Source organism: Mucilaginibacter celer (genome assembly GCF_003576455.2).
GTDB classification, from domain to species: domain Bacteria; phylum Bacteroidota; class Bacteroidia; order Sphingobacteriales; family Sphingobacteriaceae; genus Mucilaginibacter; species Mucilaginibacter celer.
In genome coordinates, this window is record NZ_CP032869.1 from 6,623,111 (window position 1) to 6,638,961 (window position 15,851).

The 15,851-nt window shown below is 44.7% G+C and carries 17 protein-coding genes; 5 read left to right on the forward strand and 12 right to left on the reverse strand.

Annotation, left to right across the window (positions count from 1 at the left end; all coding sequences use genetic code 11):
• Positions 1–40: 40 nt before the first annotated feature.
• Positions 41–937, forward strand: a complete 897-nt coding sequence (locus tag HYN43_RS27675; RefSeq protein ID WP_119407085.1) for an MBL fold metallo-hydrolase — start codon at positions 41–43, stop codon at positions 935–937.
• 161 nt (positions 938–1,098) lie between these two features.
• On the opposite strand, the gene HYN43_RS27680 is transcribed toward HYN43_RS27675, so the two are convergent.
• The gene (locus tag HYN43_RS27680; protein WP_119407086.1) at positions 1,099–1,953 is read right to left on the reverse strand and encodes a LysR family transcriptional regulator; all 855 of its coding nucleotides are present in this window, start codon (positions 1,951–1,953) and stop codon (positions 1,099–1,101) included.
• Positions 1,954–2,042: 89 nt separating this feature from the next.
• Between HYN43_RS27680 and HYN43_RS27685 the strand changes: the two genes are divergently transcribed.
• On the forward strand, positions 2,043–3,014 hold the full coding sequence (locus HYN43_RS27685; RefSeq protein ID WP_119407087.1) for an alpha/beta fold hydrolase: 972 nt from the start codon (positions 2,043–2,045) through the stop codon (positions 3,012–3,014).
• An 80-nt stretch (positions 3,015–3,094) separates the two neighbouring features.
• On the opposite strand, the gene HYN43_RS27690 is transcribed toward HYN43_RS27685, so the two are convergent.
• The 8 genes from HYN43_RS27690 to trxA all read right to left on the reverse strand — a co-directional run bounded on the left by HYN43_RS27690 (position 3,095) and on the right by trxA (position 9,288).
• Positions 3,095–4,192 (reverse strand): LysE family transporter, encoded by a 1,098-nt coding sequence (locus HYN43_RS27690; protein ID WP_119407088.1) that lies wholly within the window; start codon positions 4,190–4,192, stop codon positions 3,095–3,097.
• Entirely contained in the window at positions 4,189–5,976 is a 1,788-nt protein-coding gene (locus HYN43_RS27695; RefSeq protein ID WP_119407089.1) for an NRDE family protein, read from the reverse strand. Before HYN43_RS27695 ends, HYN43_RS27690 begins: the two co-directional genes overlap by 4 nt.
• Complete coding sequence (locus HYN43_RS27700; protein ID WP_162996658.1) at positions 5,964–6,464, reverse strand: DinB family protein; 501 nt, start codon at positions 6,462–6,464, stop codon at positions 5,964–5,966. The genes HYN43_RS27695 and HYN43_RS27700 overlap by 13 nt, the downstream gene beginning before the upstream one ends.
• A 25-nt stretch (positions 6,465–6,489) precedes the next feature.
• A complete protein-coding gene (locus tag HYN43_RS27705) occupies positions 6,490–6,897 on the reverse strand; it encodes a DoxX family protein (RefSeq protein WP_119407091.1) in 408 nt (135 codons plus the stop codon).
• 38 nt (positions 6,898–6,935) lie between these two features.
• The gene (locus HYN43_RS27710) at positions 6,936–7,619 is read right to left on the reverse strand and encodes a phosphopantothenoylcysteine decarboxylase domain-containing protein (protein ID WP_119407092.1); all 684 of its coding nucleotides are present in this window, start codon (positions 7,617–7,619) and stop codon (positions 6,936–6,938) included.
• Positions 7,620–7,832: 213 nt separating this feature from the next.
• On the reverse strand, positions 7,833–8,276 hold the full coding sequence (locus HYN43_RS27715) for a YHS domain-containing (seleno)protein (protein ID WP_119407093.1): 444 nt from the start codon (positions 8,274–8,276) through the stop codon (positions 7,833–7,835).
• 47 nt (positions 8,277–8,323) lie between these two features.
• Entirely contained in the window at positions 8,324–8,794 is a 471-nt protein-coding gene (locus tag HYN43_RS27720; RefSeq protein WP_119407094.1) for a YHS domain-containing (seleno)protein, read from the reverse strand.
• Between the two features lie 197 nt (positions 8,795–8,991).
• On the reverse strand, positions 8,992–9,288 hold the full coding sequence (gene trxA / locus HYN43_RS27725; RefSeq protein ID WP_119407095.1) for a thioredoxin: 297 nt from the start codon (positions 9,286–9,288) through the stop codon (positions 8,992–8,994).
• Between the two features lie 181 nt (positions 9,289–9,469).
• Between trxA and HYN43_RS27730 the strand changes: the two genes are divergently transcribed.
• Positions 9,470–10,351 (forward strand): alpha/beta hydrolase, encoded by an 882-nt coding sequence (locus HYN43_RS27730; protein ID WP_119407096.1) that lies wholly within the window; start codon positions 9,470–9,472, stop codon positions 10,349–10,351.
• A 119-nt stretch (positions 10,352–10,470) separates the two neighbouring features.
• Here HYN43_RS27730 and HYN43_RS27735 read toward each other — a convergent pair whose 3' ends face one another.
• Complete coding sequence (locus HYN43_RS27735; RefSeq protein ID WP_119407097.1) at positions 10,471–11,292, reverse strand: DUF6263 family protein; 822 nt, start codon at positions 11,290–11,292, stop codon at positions 10,471–10,473.
• A gap of 93 nt (positions 11,293–11,385) precedes the next feature.
• On the opposite strand from HYN43_RS27735, the gene HYN43_RS27740 reads away from it, so the two are divergent.
• The gene (locus HYN43_RS27740; RefSeq protein WP_119407098.1) at positions 11,386–11,766 is read left to right on the forward strand and encodes a hypothetical protein; all 381 of its coding nucleotides are present in this window, start codon (positions 11,386–11,388) and stop codon (positions 11,764–11,766) included.
• 443 nt (positions 11,767–12,209) lie between these two features.
• Here the strand turns inward: HYN43_RS27740 and HYN43_RS27745 are convergent, their stop codons facing one another.
• Complete coding sequence (locus HYN43_RS27745) at positions 12,210–13,076, reverse strand: hypothetical protein (protein WP_162996659.1); 867 nt, start codon at positions 13,074–13,076, stop codon at positions 12,210–12,212.
• A 428-nt stretch (positions 13,077–13,504) separates the two neighbouring features.
• Positions 13,505–14,695 carry an acetyltransferase domain-containing protein gene (locus HYN43_RS27755; protein ID WP_119407101.1) on the reverse strand — a complete coding sequence of 397 codons (1,191 nt, stop codon included), beginning with the start codon at positions 14,693–14,695 and terminating at the stop codon, positions 13,505–13,507.
• A 133-nt stretch (positions 14,696–14,828) separates the two neighbouring features.
• On the opposite strand from HYN43_RS27755, the gene HYN43_RS27760 reads away from it, so the two are divergent.
• On the forward strand, positions 14,829–15,785 hold the full coding sequence (locus tag HYN43_RS27760) for a bifunctional helix-turn-helix transcriptional regulator/GNAT family N-acetyltransferase (RefSeq protein WP_119407102.1): 957 nt from the start codon (positions 14,829–14,831) through the stop codon (positions 15,783–15,785).
• Positions 15,786–15,851 lie beyond the last annotated feature (66 nt).

Here is a 15,851-nt window from a genome sequence, read left to right on the forward strand (position 1 = left end):
GCCTTAAGCCTTTTATTCAAAACTTAAGGCTGATAAACCAATGGACCGTCGTAAATTTTTGATGAGTACAGTGCTTACTGCCGGCTCGGTGGCACTTTTAGGTAAAAAGAGTTTTGCATCACTGCTGGCCGATCCGGCTTATCAGTTTAAACCTTTGCGCGGCAACGTAGGTATGTTTGCCGAGCAGGGTGGCACCATAGCCTGGCTGGTAAATAAAGATGGTATTGTTGTGGTAGATGCCGAATTTCCTGATCCGGCTACACATCTCATTGCCGAATTAAAAAAACAATCAGACAAGCCTTTCGAGTGGCTCATTAATACCCATCACCACGGCGATCATACCGGCGGCAATATCTCCTTTAAAGGTATAGCGCAGCATGTTGCAGCACACGCCAATTCGCTTACCAATCAAAAGGCATCGGCAGTCAAACAAAAAACCGAGGATAAACAATTATATCCGGATACCACATACACCGATAAATGGAAGGTTAAAGTAGGCGACGAGCGTATCACCGCCCATTATTTTGGCGCAGGCCATACCAACGGCGACAGTTTTATACACTTTGAACACGCCAATGTGGTACACACCGGCGACCTGGTGTTTAACCGCCGCTACCCTTTTGTTGATCGTAGCGCCGGCGCATCATGCAAAAGCTGGATCACCGTGCTCGAAAAGGCGCAGAAACAATTTGACAAGGATACGCTGTTTGTATTTGGCCATGCCTTCGATCCGCAAAAAGTAACCGGCAATATGGATGATGTAAAAGCCATGCAGCACTTTATGGAAAGCCTGGTAAATTATGTAGATAGCAGCATCAAAGCCGGTAAATCAAAACAAGAGATCCTGGCAACCAAAGCCATACCCGGTGTAACCGAATGGCAGGGCGATGGCATTGAGCGCGGGTTAACGGCCGCTTATGAAGAATTAAGCGCCTAAGCATTCGCATATAAAATAAAATAAGAAAGCGGGGCATCAGTTTCCGCTTTCTTATTTGACTTTTACCTTATTGCCTTTCGCGCATCTCAGCTAACGTAAATTGCATGCGGGCGACGGGGGGGTGTCTCTACAATTAAAAACAATAAAATTTAAACAGCCTCTTAATACATCTCTACAAAAGCCTTTAATGCCCTGGTTTGAGGGATGTTTTTACGGTAGATAAGAACTGTTGACATGGTACCCAATTCTTTATTTAGCGCATGGGTTTTCAGCTTCCGGCCGGCGTAGTATTGCGTTATCAGTTCGGCGGGGAGGATGCTGATGCCCAGCCCGGCCTCTACAAAATTAATGATCCCTTCTAACGAGTTCAGCACAATGCTTTTATATTGAATGATACCTTTGGCGTTAAGCCAGGCTTCCAGCCGGGCACGAAATACACAGCCCTGGTCAAACACAATAATCTTTAGCGGCTGAGCTGTTAGCAACTCCTTAAGCTCCGGGCCTTGCGCGGGGGCCAGGATTACCAGTTGTTCTTCCTTGATATGCAGCTGCTCCAGTTCGGGCGAATTGATGGGGGCGGATACAAAGGCTGCATCGAGCTTATAATTAATCACATCGCTGATGAGTTCACTCCGCATTTGTGATTTAAACTCGAGGTCAACATCCGGATAGGCATCCGTAAAACGGCCGAGGATATCAGGTACTTTAAAAGCCATTGTTGTTTCAATACAGCCAATTTTAAGGCTGCCGCTTACCTGGCCAAACTTTTTAATGTCTTTTTTGGCCTCCTGCATTAAATGATCAATCTGTTTACTGTATTGCATCAGCGTTTCGCCGGCGCTGGTTAGGGTAACTTTTCGTGAGGTGCGGCTAAACAGGTCGGCGCCAAACTCTTCCTCCAGGTTTTTAATCCGCGCCGTAACGTTTGATTGCACGGTGAACATGGCTTCGGCCGCCTTAGTGAAACTGCCGTTGGCAGCTACTGCCTCAAATATCTTCAGGTCGTTGGTATTCATAAATCATTTTTTATGATTTTATAAATCATTATTAATCGTTTTAAATAATCAAATATCGATATTAATTTTGATGCATCAAACAACAAAAAATGAAAACTAAAAACCTGATTATAAGTATGCTCGTATTGGCTGCTATAAGCGGCAGGGCAAATGCTCAATCAAACAAAAACTCAAATTTAAAAACACAAACCATGGAAACTATTCAAGTTCACTTTCGCACCGTTAAAGCCAACGGCTTAAACGTTTTTTATCGTGAAGCCGGTAGTAAAGATGCACCGACTATATTGTTACTGCATGGTTACCCAACATCATCGCACATGTTCAGGAACCTAATCCCGGTACTAAGCGAAAAATACCATGTTCTGGCTCCCGACCTGCCCGGCTTCGGCAACACCGAATCGCCCGATCATACCCAGTTTAAATACACTTTTGATAACCTGGCCGCAACCATGCAATCGTTTATTGATGAGCTTGGTTTAAAACGCTTTGCCATTTATATTTTTGATTACGGCGCGCCAACCGGTTTGCGTTTAGCTTTGGCTAATCCCGAAAAAATTACCGGCATCATTTCGCAAAACGGTAATGCTTACGAAGAAGGATTAAGCAGCGGCTGGAACCCAATCCAAAAATATTGGGAAAATCCAACCCAGGAAAACCGTGACGCGCTAAGGGATTTTGTAAAAGAAAAAATGACTAAGTTCCAGTATTTTGAAGGTGTATCCGATCCGTCATTGATTGCTCCGGAAGCCTATCAGCTTGATCAGCAAACCCTTGATCGCCCCGGCAATGTTGACATCCAGCTGGATTTGATGTATGATTACCGTACCAATGTTGCCCTGTACCCTAAATTCCAGGCTTATTTCAGAGAGCACAAACCAAAATTCCTGGCCGTTTGGGGCAACAAAGATCCTTTCTTTTTACCCGCAGGCGCCGAAGCTTACAAACGCGATAACCCGAATGCCACCGTTAAGTTTTACAACACCGGCCACTTTGCTTTAGAAACGCATGCTAAAGAGATTGGCCAGGATATTCTGAACTTTTTGGGCGGATTGCCTAAGTAAGCCCTCGCAAACCCTCCCCGGTAGGGAGGGCTTAAAAACTTTCTTCGAGTCTCCCCCTCCGGGGGAGATTTAGAGGGGGCTTATTTCAATTCCCCTTCTTCTGCCAGCAAAACCTCAGCCTTAGTAAACCCCTCCAGCTTCCTTGCCGGCGATCCATCGGCATTAAAAAAGAACAAAGTAGGCGTTGCTCTGATAGGGTAAACAGCCTGCAGTTTTTTACCATCAGGGCTATCAATATCTATAGCCACATTTACCACCTTAGCATTATAAACATCACCCAATTCTTTTTTAATCAATACCTCCTGCTCCATTTGCTTACAGGTTGGGCACCACGATGCATGAGCAAAAACAAATAGCGGTTTCTTTTCGGCTTTGGCCAAAGCCTGTGCATCGGCAAGCGAAACGGTTTTAAAATTGATACCCTGTTGCGAGTTTAATTTCGGTTTAAACTTTTGTGTGCATGAAGCAAGTGCTATGCCTGCTGTAATTACAAACACCAATAATATTTGAGCTGATTTTTTCATTTGATTTTTATTGATAAGTAGTTGTGCCGCAATAAGCTTATAGGCCTGCACAAGGCCGGTTAGTAACAGGGTTAAACCCAAAATCCAATTAATGAGGTTGTGTTGCGCTTTAAGCAAATCCATCAAATAATTACCCGCAACGCCGTAAATAATAAACGACAGTAGAGTACCGGTACCAATGGCTATAATAAAAATGTTATAAGCCCGTGTTTCGCTGCTTAAAACACCACGGCTTTTTAATACCGCTGTCCAACCCATCCAAAAAGGCAGGTGCAGCGGGTTGAGGATGCTTAACAGTAAACCCGAATAAAAAGGGTTCATGCCAACAAAAGGCAACACATCCTGAAAATTGCGCATGTGGAAAGCTGCCTCGAGCGTTTTATAAGCCAGTACCAGTATCGCAACACAAAAAACGATGCTCAGTAATTTGAATAGCTTTTTTAAACGTACCAGTTGATCAAGCACCACCAGGGCAATGCGTACAATAACCACCTCAACCAAAATGGCGGCAAGGCCAAACCAGGCAGCGCCGGCAAAATCATTGTTAAGCGCAAAATTGGCTACGCTGGTATTAAGCGTGCCAATGGGCAGCGCTCCAACAAAACTGATGCTGAAGGCCACCCAAAATAGTTTCAATTGTTTCGACATGCTCATGATACCAGTTTTGTGTATTCGGCGTGATTTTTCAGCATGGTCATGCCTTCTTTATAAGTCATGTAGCTGATGCCTTTTTGTTGTTTATTTAGTTTGCTTACGCGATAAAGCAGCCGCCAATGCCTCATAATCTCACCCCAGGCAAAAAGCAGGGAGTGATTGGGATCATAAATATGTGTTGGTTCGCTGCCCGCGCCGTTAAGCTCGATGATGGAAATATTTTCACCGCGGCTCAGCTCATCCCAGGTATTGTACATTACATCTAAACGGCCAAAATAAAATTCGGGCACCTGGCGGCAAATTTCATCTATAGCCTGGGTAAGCTGCGGCGTTATCAGATAACTCAGGTCGATAAATTTTGCGCCACGGGCGTGGTTTCCATAAGGCACCAATGTTTTTACTTCGCCGGCAGGCAAAACCTGTGTCAATTTATCGCCATAAGCGCCGATTAATGCGGGCAATTGCAGCAGGTAGCGGGGCTCCCTGTCAATTAATTGCAGCATGGTGCTTTTTCCGTCTCCGGTTATTGCTAAAAACTCTTTGCCTACAATACCGGTTACACGGCCTTTAGCCTCGCCGGGCAGGCGGTAATAAAAGATACCCACCTCGTTCCTGTAGTCAACATATTGCTGCACCAGGAAATCAACCCTGATCTGGTGCGTATATTCCCATAATCCAGCCTGATCATGCACCAGTTTCACCTGTACGCCCTTGCCGCCAATATCTGGCTTGGCAATGAGGGGGTAACTGAAATCACCTGCTGTTATACTCTGTACGATCTGCTGAAAATCTGTTCCGGCTTTAAAGTACCTGGTTTTAGGATAATATTTTTGAGGGATGAGATCATAGATCCGTGCCTTGCTTTCCAGCGTGAAACCGCCATTTTCGATAAGTGGATTAGCAGCGTTGAAAAAGAAAAACGAACGTGCTTTAAAACTCAGCCAAAACCAATAAAACATCACTGGGGTATACACGGCATTCATCGACCAGTATTCCCAGTTGAAAAGCCTGATCAGGAAAGTTCTCAGTTTCCAGAAGCGGGGTAAAGCCACCGGGTCGTCATCAACGCTATCATGTACAATAGGCAGGACATTTATATGCTCGTTCCCATCGCGTAAGTCATGATACGTCATGGTGAGGTTTTGCGGACCAACGTTAATATTAGTAATGCTTACGGTTTTCATTTTACCGCCGCGATTAATTACCAGGGCATCGTCGGCATCGCCCTGGCCGGCATGGTGATGAAAGTGCATAATATCGCCAATTCCGTTTTCCGGTTCGGCAGCTTTCCAATCGTTAAACCATTTAAGCCTTTTAGCAGCCGCGTTTTCATTATATAATGTGGCCGACGACCAGATGTAGGCTTCCCTTGTATCCAACGGTTTAATATATTTACGCTCCCCATCCCAACGGCATTCATATAACATACTACCCGCGTAAAGCACTAAGGTGAACGGCTCAACACCCTCCAGATCATTATCCTTATAGGCGGAGTAAGGATCTTCGGCATTGATAAGCTCCATCAATACCAATCCCCGGCTTGTTTTATAAGGCGGCATGGCGGTGTGCTTTACAAAGGCACCGTTCAGCAATACCACCACATCGCCGTTGTTTTTGGCAGCTATCCAGCTTCCGTTCCTGTCGGCATCTTTGGGATACAATAGCGTATGCCTTTCGCCCTTGTATAAGCGTGGCACTATAGCCTGGCCGCGATTAACATTTTCATCGCGGTTGGAGGTGAGCTGGAACCCGTTTTTTGTGGGGAGATAAGTTACTGTGCACATGAGTTACGGTACTTAAGTGTTGATGCGGCAACACCAAACTCTTGGGGAATAGCAACCTGCGAGATTGCATTTACCCCTATCCTGATCAGGGCCATGTGGTGTACGGTGTGTTCCAGGTTATAAACCAGTTCGCGGTAATAATTTGAAAATACCTGCGCCTGGTGATCGGCTCCTTCGCCATATTCGGCTTGCAGCAGCAGTTCTTTATCGGGTTTTTCAATCGCGTTTTTTATCTGGTTGATAGTGCTGATGGCAAAATCCTTATCGGCCTCTATGGCCTTGTTGCGGATGCGTTTATCATAATCAACCATTCCGCTTTCGTAGCCTTTGTTCAGCTCAACAAAAAACTCCAAAATGTGGCGGGTATGCTGGCCGATGCTTGATTGCGATAAAACTTTAACAGGCTCAGTATATTGGGCTGGATTTAATTCGTCGATAACATATTGTAATTGCTCCAACAGGTTGGAGATTGGTTCTTTTAATTGCATGATGATATGTTGTTTGTGGTGGTTTTTATTTTGTTGGGGGAAGAAAAGGTACAAGATTTAATACCTCTTTCCTGAAAATATAAAGCAGTATGGCCGAACTGGTAAACACAACAGCCGCCAGTATAAAAAGCTGGCCGCCATCGTTCTGCACTACAATACCCAGTTTGGTAAGATGGAAAAACATGGCACCGGCCATTAAACCAACGGCTATTAAAGCGCCGATACCGGTGGTACGCGGAATAATAATGAGTATAGCGGCAATCAATTCCATGCTGCCGATGCCTATCCGGCCCCAGGGCTCCATGCCCAGTTTGGTAAATATGTAAACCGACTCGGGCGCGGCGGTAAATTTGAAAAACAAGGTTTGCAGCATAATGATGGCTGCCACAAGGCGTAAAGCCCAAACCAGTATATTAAATTGAGTGTAAGTCATGATGAGTGTTGTGAGGGTGATTGTTGTTGATGTGTGATTTATAGCAGCATAGTTTCTACCTGTTTCCGGCTCACTTTAATTGCCGCTGCAGCAATATCTTCTGCAACTTCTACCTTGCTTTTTAGCGGGAAGGCCTGGAACAGGAAATCGCGGTTAATGATGGTGATCTTGTTGGTATCGTGGCCAAAAGTTGCGCCTTCGTCCTGTACCGAGTTCAGCACTACCAGGTCGAGGTTTTTGGTGTAGAGTTTTTTGAGGGCGTTTTGTTCTTCGTCGTTGGTTTCGAGGGCAAAACCTATCGAAACCTGGCCAGGCATTTTTACCTTACCAAATTCGGCGGCTATGTCCACGTTTTTAACCATTTGCAGGCTAAACTCATGTGCCGATTTTTTCATTTTTTGGCTGAGGATCTGTGCCGGTTTATAATCTGCTACGGCAGCTGCAAAAACAGCTATTTGTAATGATGGAAAATATTTTTGGCAGGCAGCATACATTTCATCGGCCGAGTTAACCGGGATTACCGTAAGGTTTGGGTGAGTTAAACTGATGTTTACGGGCCCCGAAACCAATATCACCCTAAAACTCTTGCTTAAAAAGGCCGAAGCAATGGCATATCCCATTTTTCCCGATGAATGATTACTGATAAAACGCACCGGATCGATAGCCTCGCGGGTAGGGCCGGCGGTAATGAGTACAGTGGGTTGATTGATTGTTGTGTTCATTATGTGGTGGTTTTTTTGTCTTCAAAAGCATGGGGCTGTGCGATTCCCCTCTTGAGAGGGGTGGAGGGGTGTGTTCCTCTGCGCGAGGTTTATCGCTTGTATAACACACCCCTGCTACCGCTCATTCCTATCGCGCCCCCTCTCAAGAGGGGAACTTAAAAGCCTGGCTCCTTCAATTGACTGCTATGCTTTCGAGAGGAGATTTGAACAATTTTACTTCTGCGCCTTCACCTCGGGCCATTTTTCATCGGCCACCTTAATCAGGTTAGCCTGATCCTTGGTCCACAGTTCTTTAACTTTGTCGTTGTAGTTGAAATAAAGCTTATCGTTAAGCACTGTCCAGGTATCGGTTTGGGTAGGTGCTTTGTGACCCTGCGAAGTGCCGTAAGCACAATAACCACCATATTGAGGGGCATATTTTTCAGGATCGGCTTTAAAGGCCTCCAAATTTTCGGCTGTGGAGAAATACCAGGTAGCATCCTTCCATTTGTACTCAAACTTTTCGGAGCCTTTTACCGGTTTCGACTCTTTGAAAAAAGCAACCGGGTCATATCCTTTGATAGCTTTGCCACCGGGTGCAAAAATTTCTGATGATTGAGCTTTAGCCTGGATCACGGTTACAAATGCAAGCGCCGCGATAATTAATAAACGTTTCATGTTTTGTGGTTTTTAGATTGATTTTATAATTGATGATTGAATGCCGGTTAGCGAACAAATTTTACCCAGTTGGCATCTGCCTTGGTTTTCAGGTTAGCCTCGTCTTTGTCCCACTTTTTCTTTGTATTATTGAAATACTTGTTGTAGAAGAGGTAAAGTTTCCCATCAAGGAGTTTGAAGGTGGCCGGATCAATCTCAACCTTTTCGCCGGTAGCCCCCATGGCATATGCGCACCAACCACCGTATTGCGGTTCGTATTTGGATGGGTTGGCTTTAAACAAATCCCTATCCTGTGTGGTGGCAAAATGGTAAGTTACACCCTCGTTGGTTAAAGTGATGTCTTTTTTACCTTCAACAGCTTTTTGCTGGGTGAAATAAGCTACAGGATCATAACCTTCAATAGCCAGGCCCGATTTATCTAAGTTGAATTGTTTTTTGCGGAGATCAGATTGGCCTTGTGCCGATGCAGCTGTAATAGCCAGCGCACTTACCAAAATAAAACTGAATACTTTTTTCATGATTAACTATATGTTTGATTTTACCCCTTTGTCGGGGCAGTTAATCAAACCTTACAGGTAATTTGAAAATTGTTTTTTGGGGAGGGAGTAAAACGCGCGTTTATTTTAGCTAACGTTTGTTTACAGGCTACTATTAACAAAAAAGCCCCGGATCATTACTCCGGGGCTCATTAACACTATTTTAGATTGAGGCGTTTTTATATAAACTGCTCAACCACCTGCTGCAATTGCCTGGCCTGCACCACACCGCTCTGCCTCCACTTGCTTTGCCCTTTCTGAAATATCATCAATGTGGGTACGCTTTGTATGCGGTAAGCACTTGCCGCTGCCGGATTTTTATCGATATCTATTTTAATGATCTTCACCTTATCGCCCAGGGCGTTTTTTACGTCGTGCAGTATGGGCGGCATCATTTTACAAGGCCCGCACCACTCGGCCGAAAAATCAACCAGCACCGGGATCTCTGAAGCTATTATTTCCTGAAAATTTGCCATGATATTTTTATTGATTTCTCTGATTTATTTGATTGCACCGATTTTTTGATATAGCACCGATGTATCTCTGTCTACTATCAAAATTAACCATTAAATTAGGTAAAAGTTTAATCACAATTGCCGGATGCCTTAAAATGACATTCCGGCTATCAATCACCTTTATTAAATCATAAAACCAGTTATGCAGTTCAAACAATGTGTTTACCTGTGCCTGATTATCCTGTTTTTACCCATGGCAGGCTTTTCGCAGGATACCGTAATCCCGCTTTGGCCAAATGGCGCACCCGGTTTTGAAAACCGGCGCAACGAGCCCGAGCAGGCTAAAGATTACTGGGTTAAAAACATCCATAATCCATCGTTAACGGTATTTTCTCCACCAAAAGATAAAGTAAACGGCGCAGCTGTGGTAGTATCTCCCGGAGGCGGTCATCGTTTACTGGTATATACTGCCGAAGGTGTTGACCCCGCCAAATACCTCAATAATTTAGGTGTTACCGTTTTTGTGTTGAAATACCGCTTAGGCCGCGATTCGGCATCGCCCTATAAAATAGATGTGCATGCCAAACAGGATGGTTACCGGGCCATGCGTTTGGTAAGGAGTATGGCCACCCGTTATGGCCTTGATACCAACAGGATAGGCATGATGGGTTTTTCGGCAGGTGGCGAGGTGGTGGATATGGTAGCGTATGGCGAGGGAAAAGGTGATGAAAAAGCTGCCGACCCGGTTGACAGGCTGAATGCCCGCCCGGCTTTCTTAATCCAGATTTATCCCGGTCCGCTGTATATCCCCGATAAATTGCCTGATGATGCGCCTCCTGCATTTTTGCTGGCGGCTAATGATGATGCCTGCTGTTCGCCATCGGTAGTAAAACTATTACAGCGCTATCGCGAAGCAAAAATACCTGTCGAATTGCATTTGTACACCCAGGGCGATCATGGTTTTAACATGGGCTATCGATCCAAACTAAAAACCATAAGCTCATGGCCCCAGCGTATGGCCGACTGGCTGGAAGATAACAACTATCTGCACCCGGCCCCGGTAAAAAAGATGAAACTACATTAAAGCGCAATTAAAAAAAGAGCGGCCTGTACCAATAACCGGTAAGGCCTGCTCTCCCATCATCAAACGTCCTGAGGTACCCCTACTTCAGGAACTGATTTTCGTTGCGGATGCCCGCATCTTTAATTCATTTTGGTGCATTTTTCAAGCACCTCGGTACGGCGGCTAAAGGATGAAGCTGTGTTATTAACCAGCTTATAGCTTACCGTAGCTGTTTTCATGGCACCCAGCAATATCACGCCCGAACCCTGGTCAACCACCAGCACACCATTGGTATAACTGTTTTGATCGGTGCCGGTTGATGTACTGTTTACTGAAAGGCTTACATGCCTGCCCTCCTCAGCCGATTCGCCCACGGTATAAGTGGTACTGATCTTTTCATCATCAAGCGCGGTGTGGCTTACCCATGTTTCGCCGCTTTTTTTAGCAGGCTGGTAATCGGCAAACAGATCAAGGCGGCTGCCTGTTATAAACTGGTCGCGATTAAAACCCGCAAATGTCATCAGCGTATCCGTTGCATACTGCTCGTCGGGGTCATTCACGTCGGTTATTATCCCGCTTCTGTCAATGCTTAATGTTACCACTTTACCTACAAGGCTTTGAAGGGCCATTTGGATAAATGAGCTGGTATCGGCCGGCTTAGCAGAATCATAAACCTGGCGTTTATTAAAAGCATCAACAGTATCGGCAATATGTGTTGTGGTTACTGTTAAAATAACCCCGTTACCGGTAAGGCCCGTAACTTTATAGGTTTTTGATATGGACGATGCCGTGTTGATGTTAAACTGCTGGTTACCGCGCTGCAAAACACCCGATGCATGGATCCGTGTGGTTTTACTGTACACATCTCCCTGTTTAAAAGTGCTTTGCGCTTTGCCAATAGTTGCTGTACACAGCAATGCCAGTACAAAAGCCATTATTATATTAAACCGTATCGTTTTCATTTTTTGGTGAATTTTGATTTATAAACTCAATAAAACCAAACAAATTAACGGCCTGGCATATGCGTTGGCGGCGGCATATGGGTAGGCGGCGGCATGTGCGTTGGCGGTGGCATATGTGTAGGCGGCGGCATGTGTGTTGGTGGTGGCATATGCGTAGGCGGCGGCATGTGTCCTCCTGGTCCCGGTGGCGGCGGTGTAGGCGGCAAAGGCGGCAGCTTTGGCGGTATAAGTGGTGGTATATACGGCTTAAACGGTGGCGGCGGTAATGGCGGGGGCAATGTTGGCGGTATAGGTAACGGCGGCATTGGCGGCGGAGGTGGTGGTGGTGGAATGTATGGCGGTATAGACGGCGGTACATTCCAGTCTGACAGGTTGTTGCGCCCCTGGGCATGCGCTGTTTTGGCATTTATTGCAAGCGCTGCCGCTGCAACAAATACCGCTATGATCATCTTTTTCATAGTGCTTTATATTTAAATGGTTTAATTGTGATTTATGGTTGGAGAAACTGCGCGTTAATGCATAAGCAGTTACAGGTAAAAGAAGGGCTTATGCCGGACCTTCCGGCATAAAGCCCCCATCATCAAAAGCCCCGAGGTACCCCTACAATCGGGACTAATGTATCTTATAACAACCCCAATAAAAGCGGTACGCTTCGCGACGGCGTAAACTAATGCAAATGGAGCTGCTACCCGCTGTAATACTTTTTATCACTATTTTAAGTACTACTTTGGGTTTGTTATTTTTTAAAGAACGTTGGTGTTTTCGCCGGCACAACCCACCTTGAATACACTGGTTATTAAATGTTTAAATTAAAAATGCTTTGGAATTTTTCCCGGAGATCAGAGCGTAGAAGTCCCCCGCTATGAAAAATTGCTTCATAGATTTTTGTGCTTTTAAATAAATATTAAGCTGCTTGTTTATCTGCGGTTTAGCGAAAGCGGCACCCCGACAGAGAAAACCATATTGGCCTTATCATTGGTGTAACGCGTGAGGTTAGCTACCCCCACCGCTAAACTTAAAGGGACTTTAAACGGCCTGATGCCCGCCGAAAACCCAAGGTTCATGCCCGACCATTCGGCATTCACATTTACGTGCTGAATCAACTCGTACGAAATACTGCCGAATACTGCCGTACCATGCTTCCCTCGCCCGGCCTTAATATCATTGGGGCTTTTTTCATAAAACCTGCCGCTGCCGATACCGATGGTGTAGGTGAGCCTGGAGCATCCCGGCGTTAACGATGGGATGGTTTGGATAGCATGGCTCACGGCCACATAATATGTTGAACTTGACGCATCAGAATATTTCACATCGGCAAACATTTGCAGCGCCCCCGCCGAGATGCTTGTACCCGCAAACAGTTTGCGGCTTACTATAAAATTGCCCGAGAAATTCCTGAAGTTATGCACATCAGTCATATTAACGCTGGCCGCAAAGTTTATCGCCTTTGCCGGGTTGCCTACACAAAACCCTAACGAGCTTATCAAATCGGCCTTGTTATTTCTGTAGGCCTCGGGGTAAGTAGCACCAACACCGCCAAACACATAGCTGCCCCATCCGCCAAAACCCGATGGTATCAGGATGCCTCCCGGCGCATCGCTTGGATAAAGCTCGGTTGGCGCCTGTTGTGCCTGTATCGAAGCATCAGGCACCGGTGCCAGAAACTGATCCATTCGTTGGTTAAGCTCCTTTTCGAAAGGTGTTTGGCAAAAAGCCCTTGTACTTAAGCAAATGCCGATGATAATACAGCAAATGGATAAACGTATGTTGATTTTACAGATCATGACTTAGCAATAGGTTTGGCAGGCGTTTGTGTGGTTTATGATGATATAGTGGCGCAATAATCTAATTTATACAATTTACCCGTAAAAAGGCAAAGGCCGGTTTTGTATTTTGATAAAGCAAACAGGTATACAGCCTGCTCATATTATTTGTAATTGTGATAAGGTTCAAGACAGATATCCTGATAAAAGACTTTGAACCCGCGGCAGTAAGGTGAAGCTTTTTCATTGTGGTTTTGGTTGATTTTACAGTACAATTTTACGGCGCTACCACGGGGTACACAATACAAAGTAGTTGGTATTTTGATGAAAAGTTGCTTGTAACCGGTAATTTATATGATTCTGAAATGAATCTTTTGGCCGTATTTTTAACACTCCGCCCAAAAACGGGTGATCAGGATATATTTACCGGATATAAATCATCATAATTCTTACAAATAACTCAGCCACCATTGCTTATGCGTTTTTTTGTATGCCGAAAACCAACGGCAAGGAAAATACAGCGAGGCGATAATAAACAACCATATCAAATAAACAACAGGCAGGTTGTAACCAAAATTTAAAGGGCGAAAAAGGAACGGCATATTAGGCGTGACAATATCCTTGCTGGTGTAACCCGATGCAAAAAACAGGATAACGCTTAAGGTGCGGATGATATAAAAATGCGGTACGTAATAAAAAAAGGGCACGCTGCCATAAGTGTTTAAAACGGCTGTAAATTTGTTCTGTATGTTTTCGAGATAGGCTAACAGAATTAACGCAGGGCCTATAGTCATAAACAGGTATAACAGCGAACAGGGATATTTGCTGGTGTTTAAAAACGAGATCAGGCTGAAAACCCAGGTGCGCTGTAACTTCCAGGGCGAAGGATCGCCGTATAGATTTGTAAAACGAAGAATAACAAACAATACAATCATGATAAGGCCGGCGAGGCGCAGATAGTTTTGTCGTTTTTTGGCTTCAAAGCCCGGCTTATAAAGCTGGCCAAATGTATAACCTGTAAACATTACACCTGTCCAGGGTAAAACAGCATACAGGCAAAATATAAAGTGCGTGGCATTTAACTGGATCACTGTGCCACGGGCCGTGAACAACATTTTTAGCAATAGTGCCCAGGCACCTTTTTCGGGCAGGGCAACATAATCGAGCAGGTTATGACCCAGAAACAAAATACAACCCGTCACGGTGATCACCATCATGGGTAAGCGGATCATTAACCCCAGGATGATCATGCTTACGCCGGTGGCCCATATTACCTGCATTACTAATACATTAAAAAGTGGGTTGAGGGTAAAGGCGAGTGATAGTAAAACCAGTTCGACCAATATCAGCCATAAACCGCGTTTAATCAGGAAAGCGGCCATCTCTTTAGGCGTACGTTTCAGGCCTGCAAGATAAACTGATACACCGCTCAGGAAAACAAAAGTAGGGGCACAGTAGTGGGTTATCCAACGGGTAAAAAATAAAAAAGGAGTGGTGGTGGCAAGGTCGGTAGGGTCGCCGGTCATGCCCTGTATGTGAAAAAACTCGCGGGTATGGTCAAGCGCCATAATCAGCATTACCAATCCACGCAAAACATCTATCGATTGGATGCGCTGTTTCAAAACGGTTTCGGGTTGCATTGAGATACAGGTTTAAAGTATAAATATACAATATTATGACAGTGTATCGCATTGATTAATAGCACACAGCTTGCAGTATTAAAATTGTTTTCATAAAATTGTGTAACTGATTACATAATTAACTACATAATATATGGAATTCTTTAATAAGGTAGGAAAAATGGCCATCGGCAGCCGTTTACGGATGCTTACAGAAACCATTACCGAAGATGCGGCCCGCATTTATAAATTATATGATAATATTGATTTCCAGCCCAAATGGTTTCCTGTTTTTTACACTTTGCAAAGTGGCGATGAACTAACCATCACTGCAATAGCTAAACAAATAGGCCATTCGCACCCATCGGTAAGTAAAATAATAGCCGAGATGGTAAAGCGTGGTTTTGTAACCGAAAAAAAGGACAAAGCCGATGGCCGGCGAAACATGGTAAGCTTATCAGCCAAAGGCAGGGAAGCATCGGTAAAAATACAGGCGCAATATGCTGATGTAAGCAACGCGGTGGAAGAACTTTCGGCCCAGGCCTCGCACGATTTATGGCAGGCTATTGATGAATGGGAATACCTGCTGGAGCAGAAATCATTACTTCGCCGGGTGCAGGAGCAACAAAAGATCAGGGAAAGCGGCGAGGTGCAGATAGTATCTTATGAGCCTCGTTATGCCAGGGATTTCAGGAATTTGAACGAGGAATGGATCTCTAACTATTTTAAAATGGAAGAAGCCGATTACCGCGCGCTTGATAACCCGGATGGTTATATTATTAATAAAGGCGGCGCTATTTTAGTTGCCTTATACCATGGTGAAGCCGTTGGCGTATGCGCCCTGCTTAAAATGAACGACCCTGATTATGATTTCGAACTGGCAAAAATGGCTGTATCGCCAAAGGCACAGGGTAAAAATATAGGCTATTTATTGGGCAAGGCTATAGTTGAAAAAGCTAAAGAGCTGGGTGCAAATAAACTTTACCTCGAAAGCAACACCATTTTAAAACCGGCTATCAGCCTGTATCATAAACTGGGTTTTACCAAGGTTGCCGGTCGGCCATCGCCTTATGAACGAAGCAATATCCAGATGGAATTAGATTTGGGATAAGTGACTGATAACAAGCTATATTTTATGAATATTGCTCATTAGTATTGATAATTTAATTGCGATGTA

Bases quoted from the DNA above. Each gene is read 5' to 3' on its own strand.
- HYN43_RS27760 (WP_119407102.1), top strand. From the start codon at position 14,829: ATGGAATTCTTTAATAAGGTAGGAAAAATGGCCATCGGCAGCCGTTTA.
- HYN43_RS27745 (WP_162996659.1), bottom strand. From the start codon at position 13,076: ATGATCTGTAAAATCAACATACGTTTATCCATTTGCTGTATTATCATC.
- HYN43_RS27720 (WP_119407094.1), bottom strand. From the start codon at position 8,794: ATGAAAAAAGTATTCAGTTTTATTTTGGTAAGTGCGCTGGCTATTACA.
- HYN43_RS27740 (WP_119407098.1), top strand. From the start codon at position 11,386: ATGTGCGTTGGCGGTGGCATATGTGTAGGCGGCGGCATGTGTGTTGGT.
- HYN43_RS27755 (WP_119407101.1), bottom strand. From the start codon at position 14,695: ATGCAACCCGAAACCGTTTTGAAACAGCGCATCCAATCGATAGATGTT.
- HYN43_RS27700 (WP_162996658.1), bottom strand. From the start codon at position 6,464: ATGCAATTAAAAGAACCAATCTCCAACCTGTTGGAGCAATTACAATAT.
- HYN43_RS27710 (WP_119407092.1), bottom strand. From the start codon at position 7,619: ATGAACACAACAATCAATCAACCCACTGTACTCATTACCGCCGGCCCT.
- HYN43_RS27685 (WP_119407087.1), top strand. From the start codon at position 2,043: ATGAAAACTAAAAACCTGATTATAAGTATGCTCGTATTGGCTGCTATA.
- HYN43_RS27730 (WP_119407096.1), top strand. From the start codon at position 9,470: ATGCAGTTCAAACAATGTGTTTACCTGTGCCTGATTATCCTGTTTTTA.
- HYN43_RS27680 (WP_119407086.1), bottom strand. From the start codon at position 1,953: ATGAATACCAACGACCTGAAGATATTTGAGGCAGTAGCTGCCAACGGC.
- HYN43_RS27705 (WP_119407091.1), bottom strand. From the start codon at position 6,897: ATGACTTACACTCAATTTAATATACTGGTTTGGGCTTTACGCCTTGTG.
- HYN43_RS27735 (WP_119407097.1), bottom strand. From the start codon at position 11,292: ATGAAAACGATACGGTTTAATATAATAATGGCTTTTGTACTGGCATTG.
- HYN43_RS27695 (WP_119407089.1), bottom strand. From the start codon at position 5,976: ATGTGCACAGTAACTTATCTCCCCACAAAAAACGGGTTCCAGCTCACC.
- HYN43_RS27715 (WP_119407093.1), bottom strand. From the start codon at position 8,276: ATGAAACGTTTATTAATTATCGCGGCGCTTGCATTTGTAACCGTGATC.
- trxA (WP_119407095.1), bottom strand. From the start codon at position 9,288: ATGGCAAATTTTCAGGAAATAATAGCTTCAGAGATCCCGGTGCTGGTT.
- HYN43_RS27675 (WP_119407085.1), top strand. From the start codon at position 41: ATGGACCGTCGTAAATTTTTGATGAGTACAGTGCTTACTGCCGGCTCG.
- HYN43_RS27690 (WP_119407088.1), bottom strand. From the start codon at position 4,192: ATGAGCATGTCGAAACAATTGAAACTATTTTGGGTGGCCTTCAGCATC.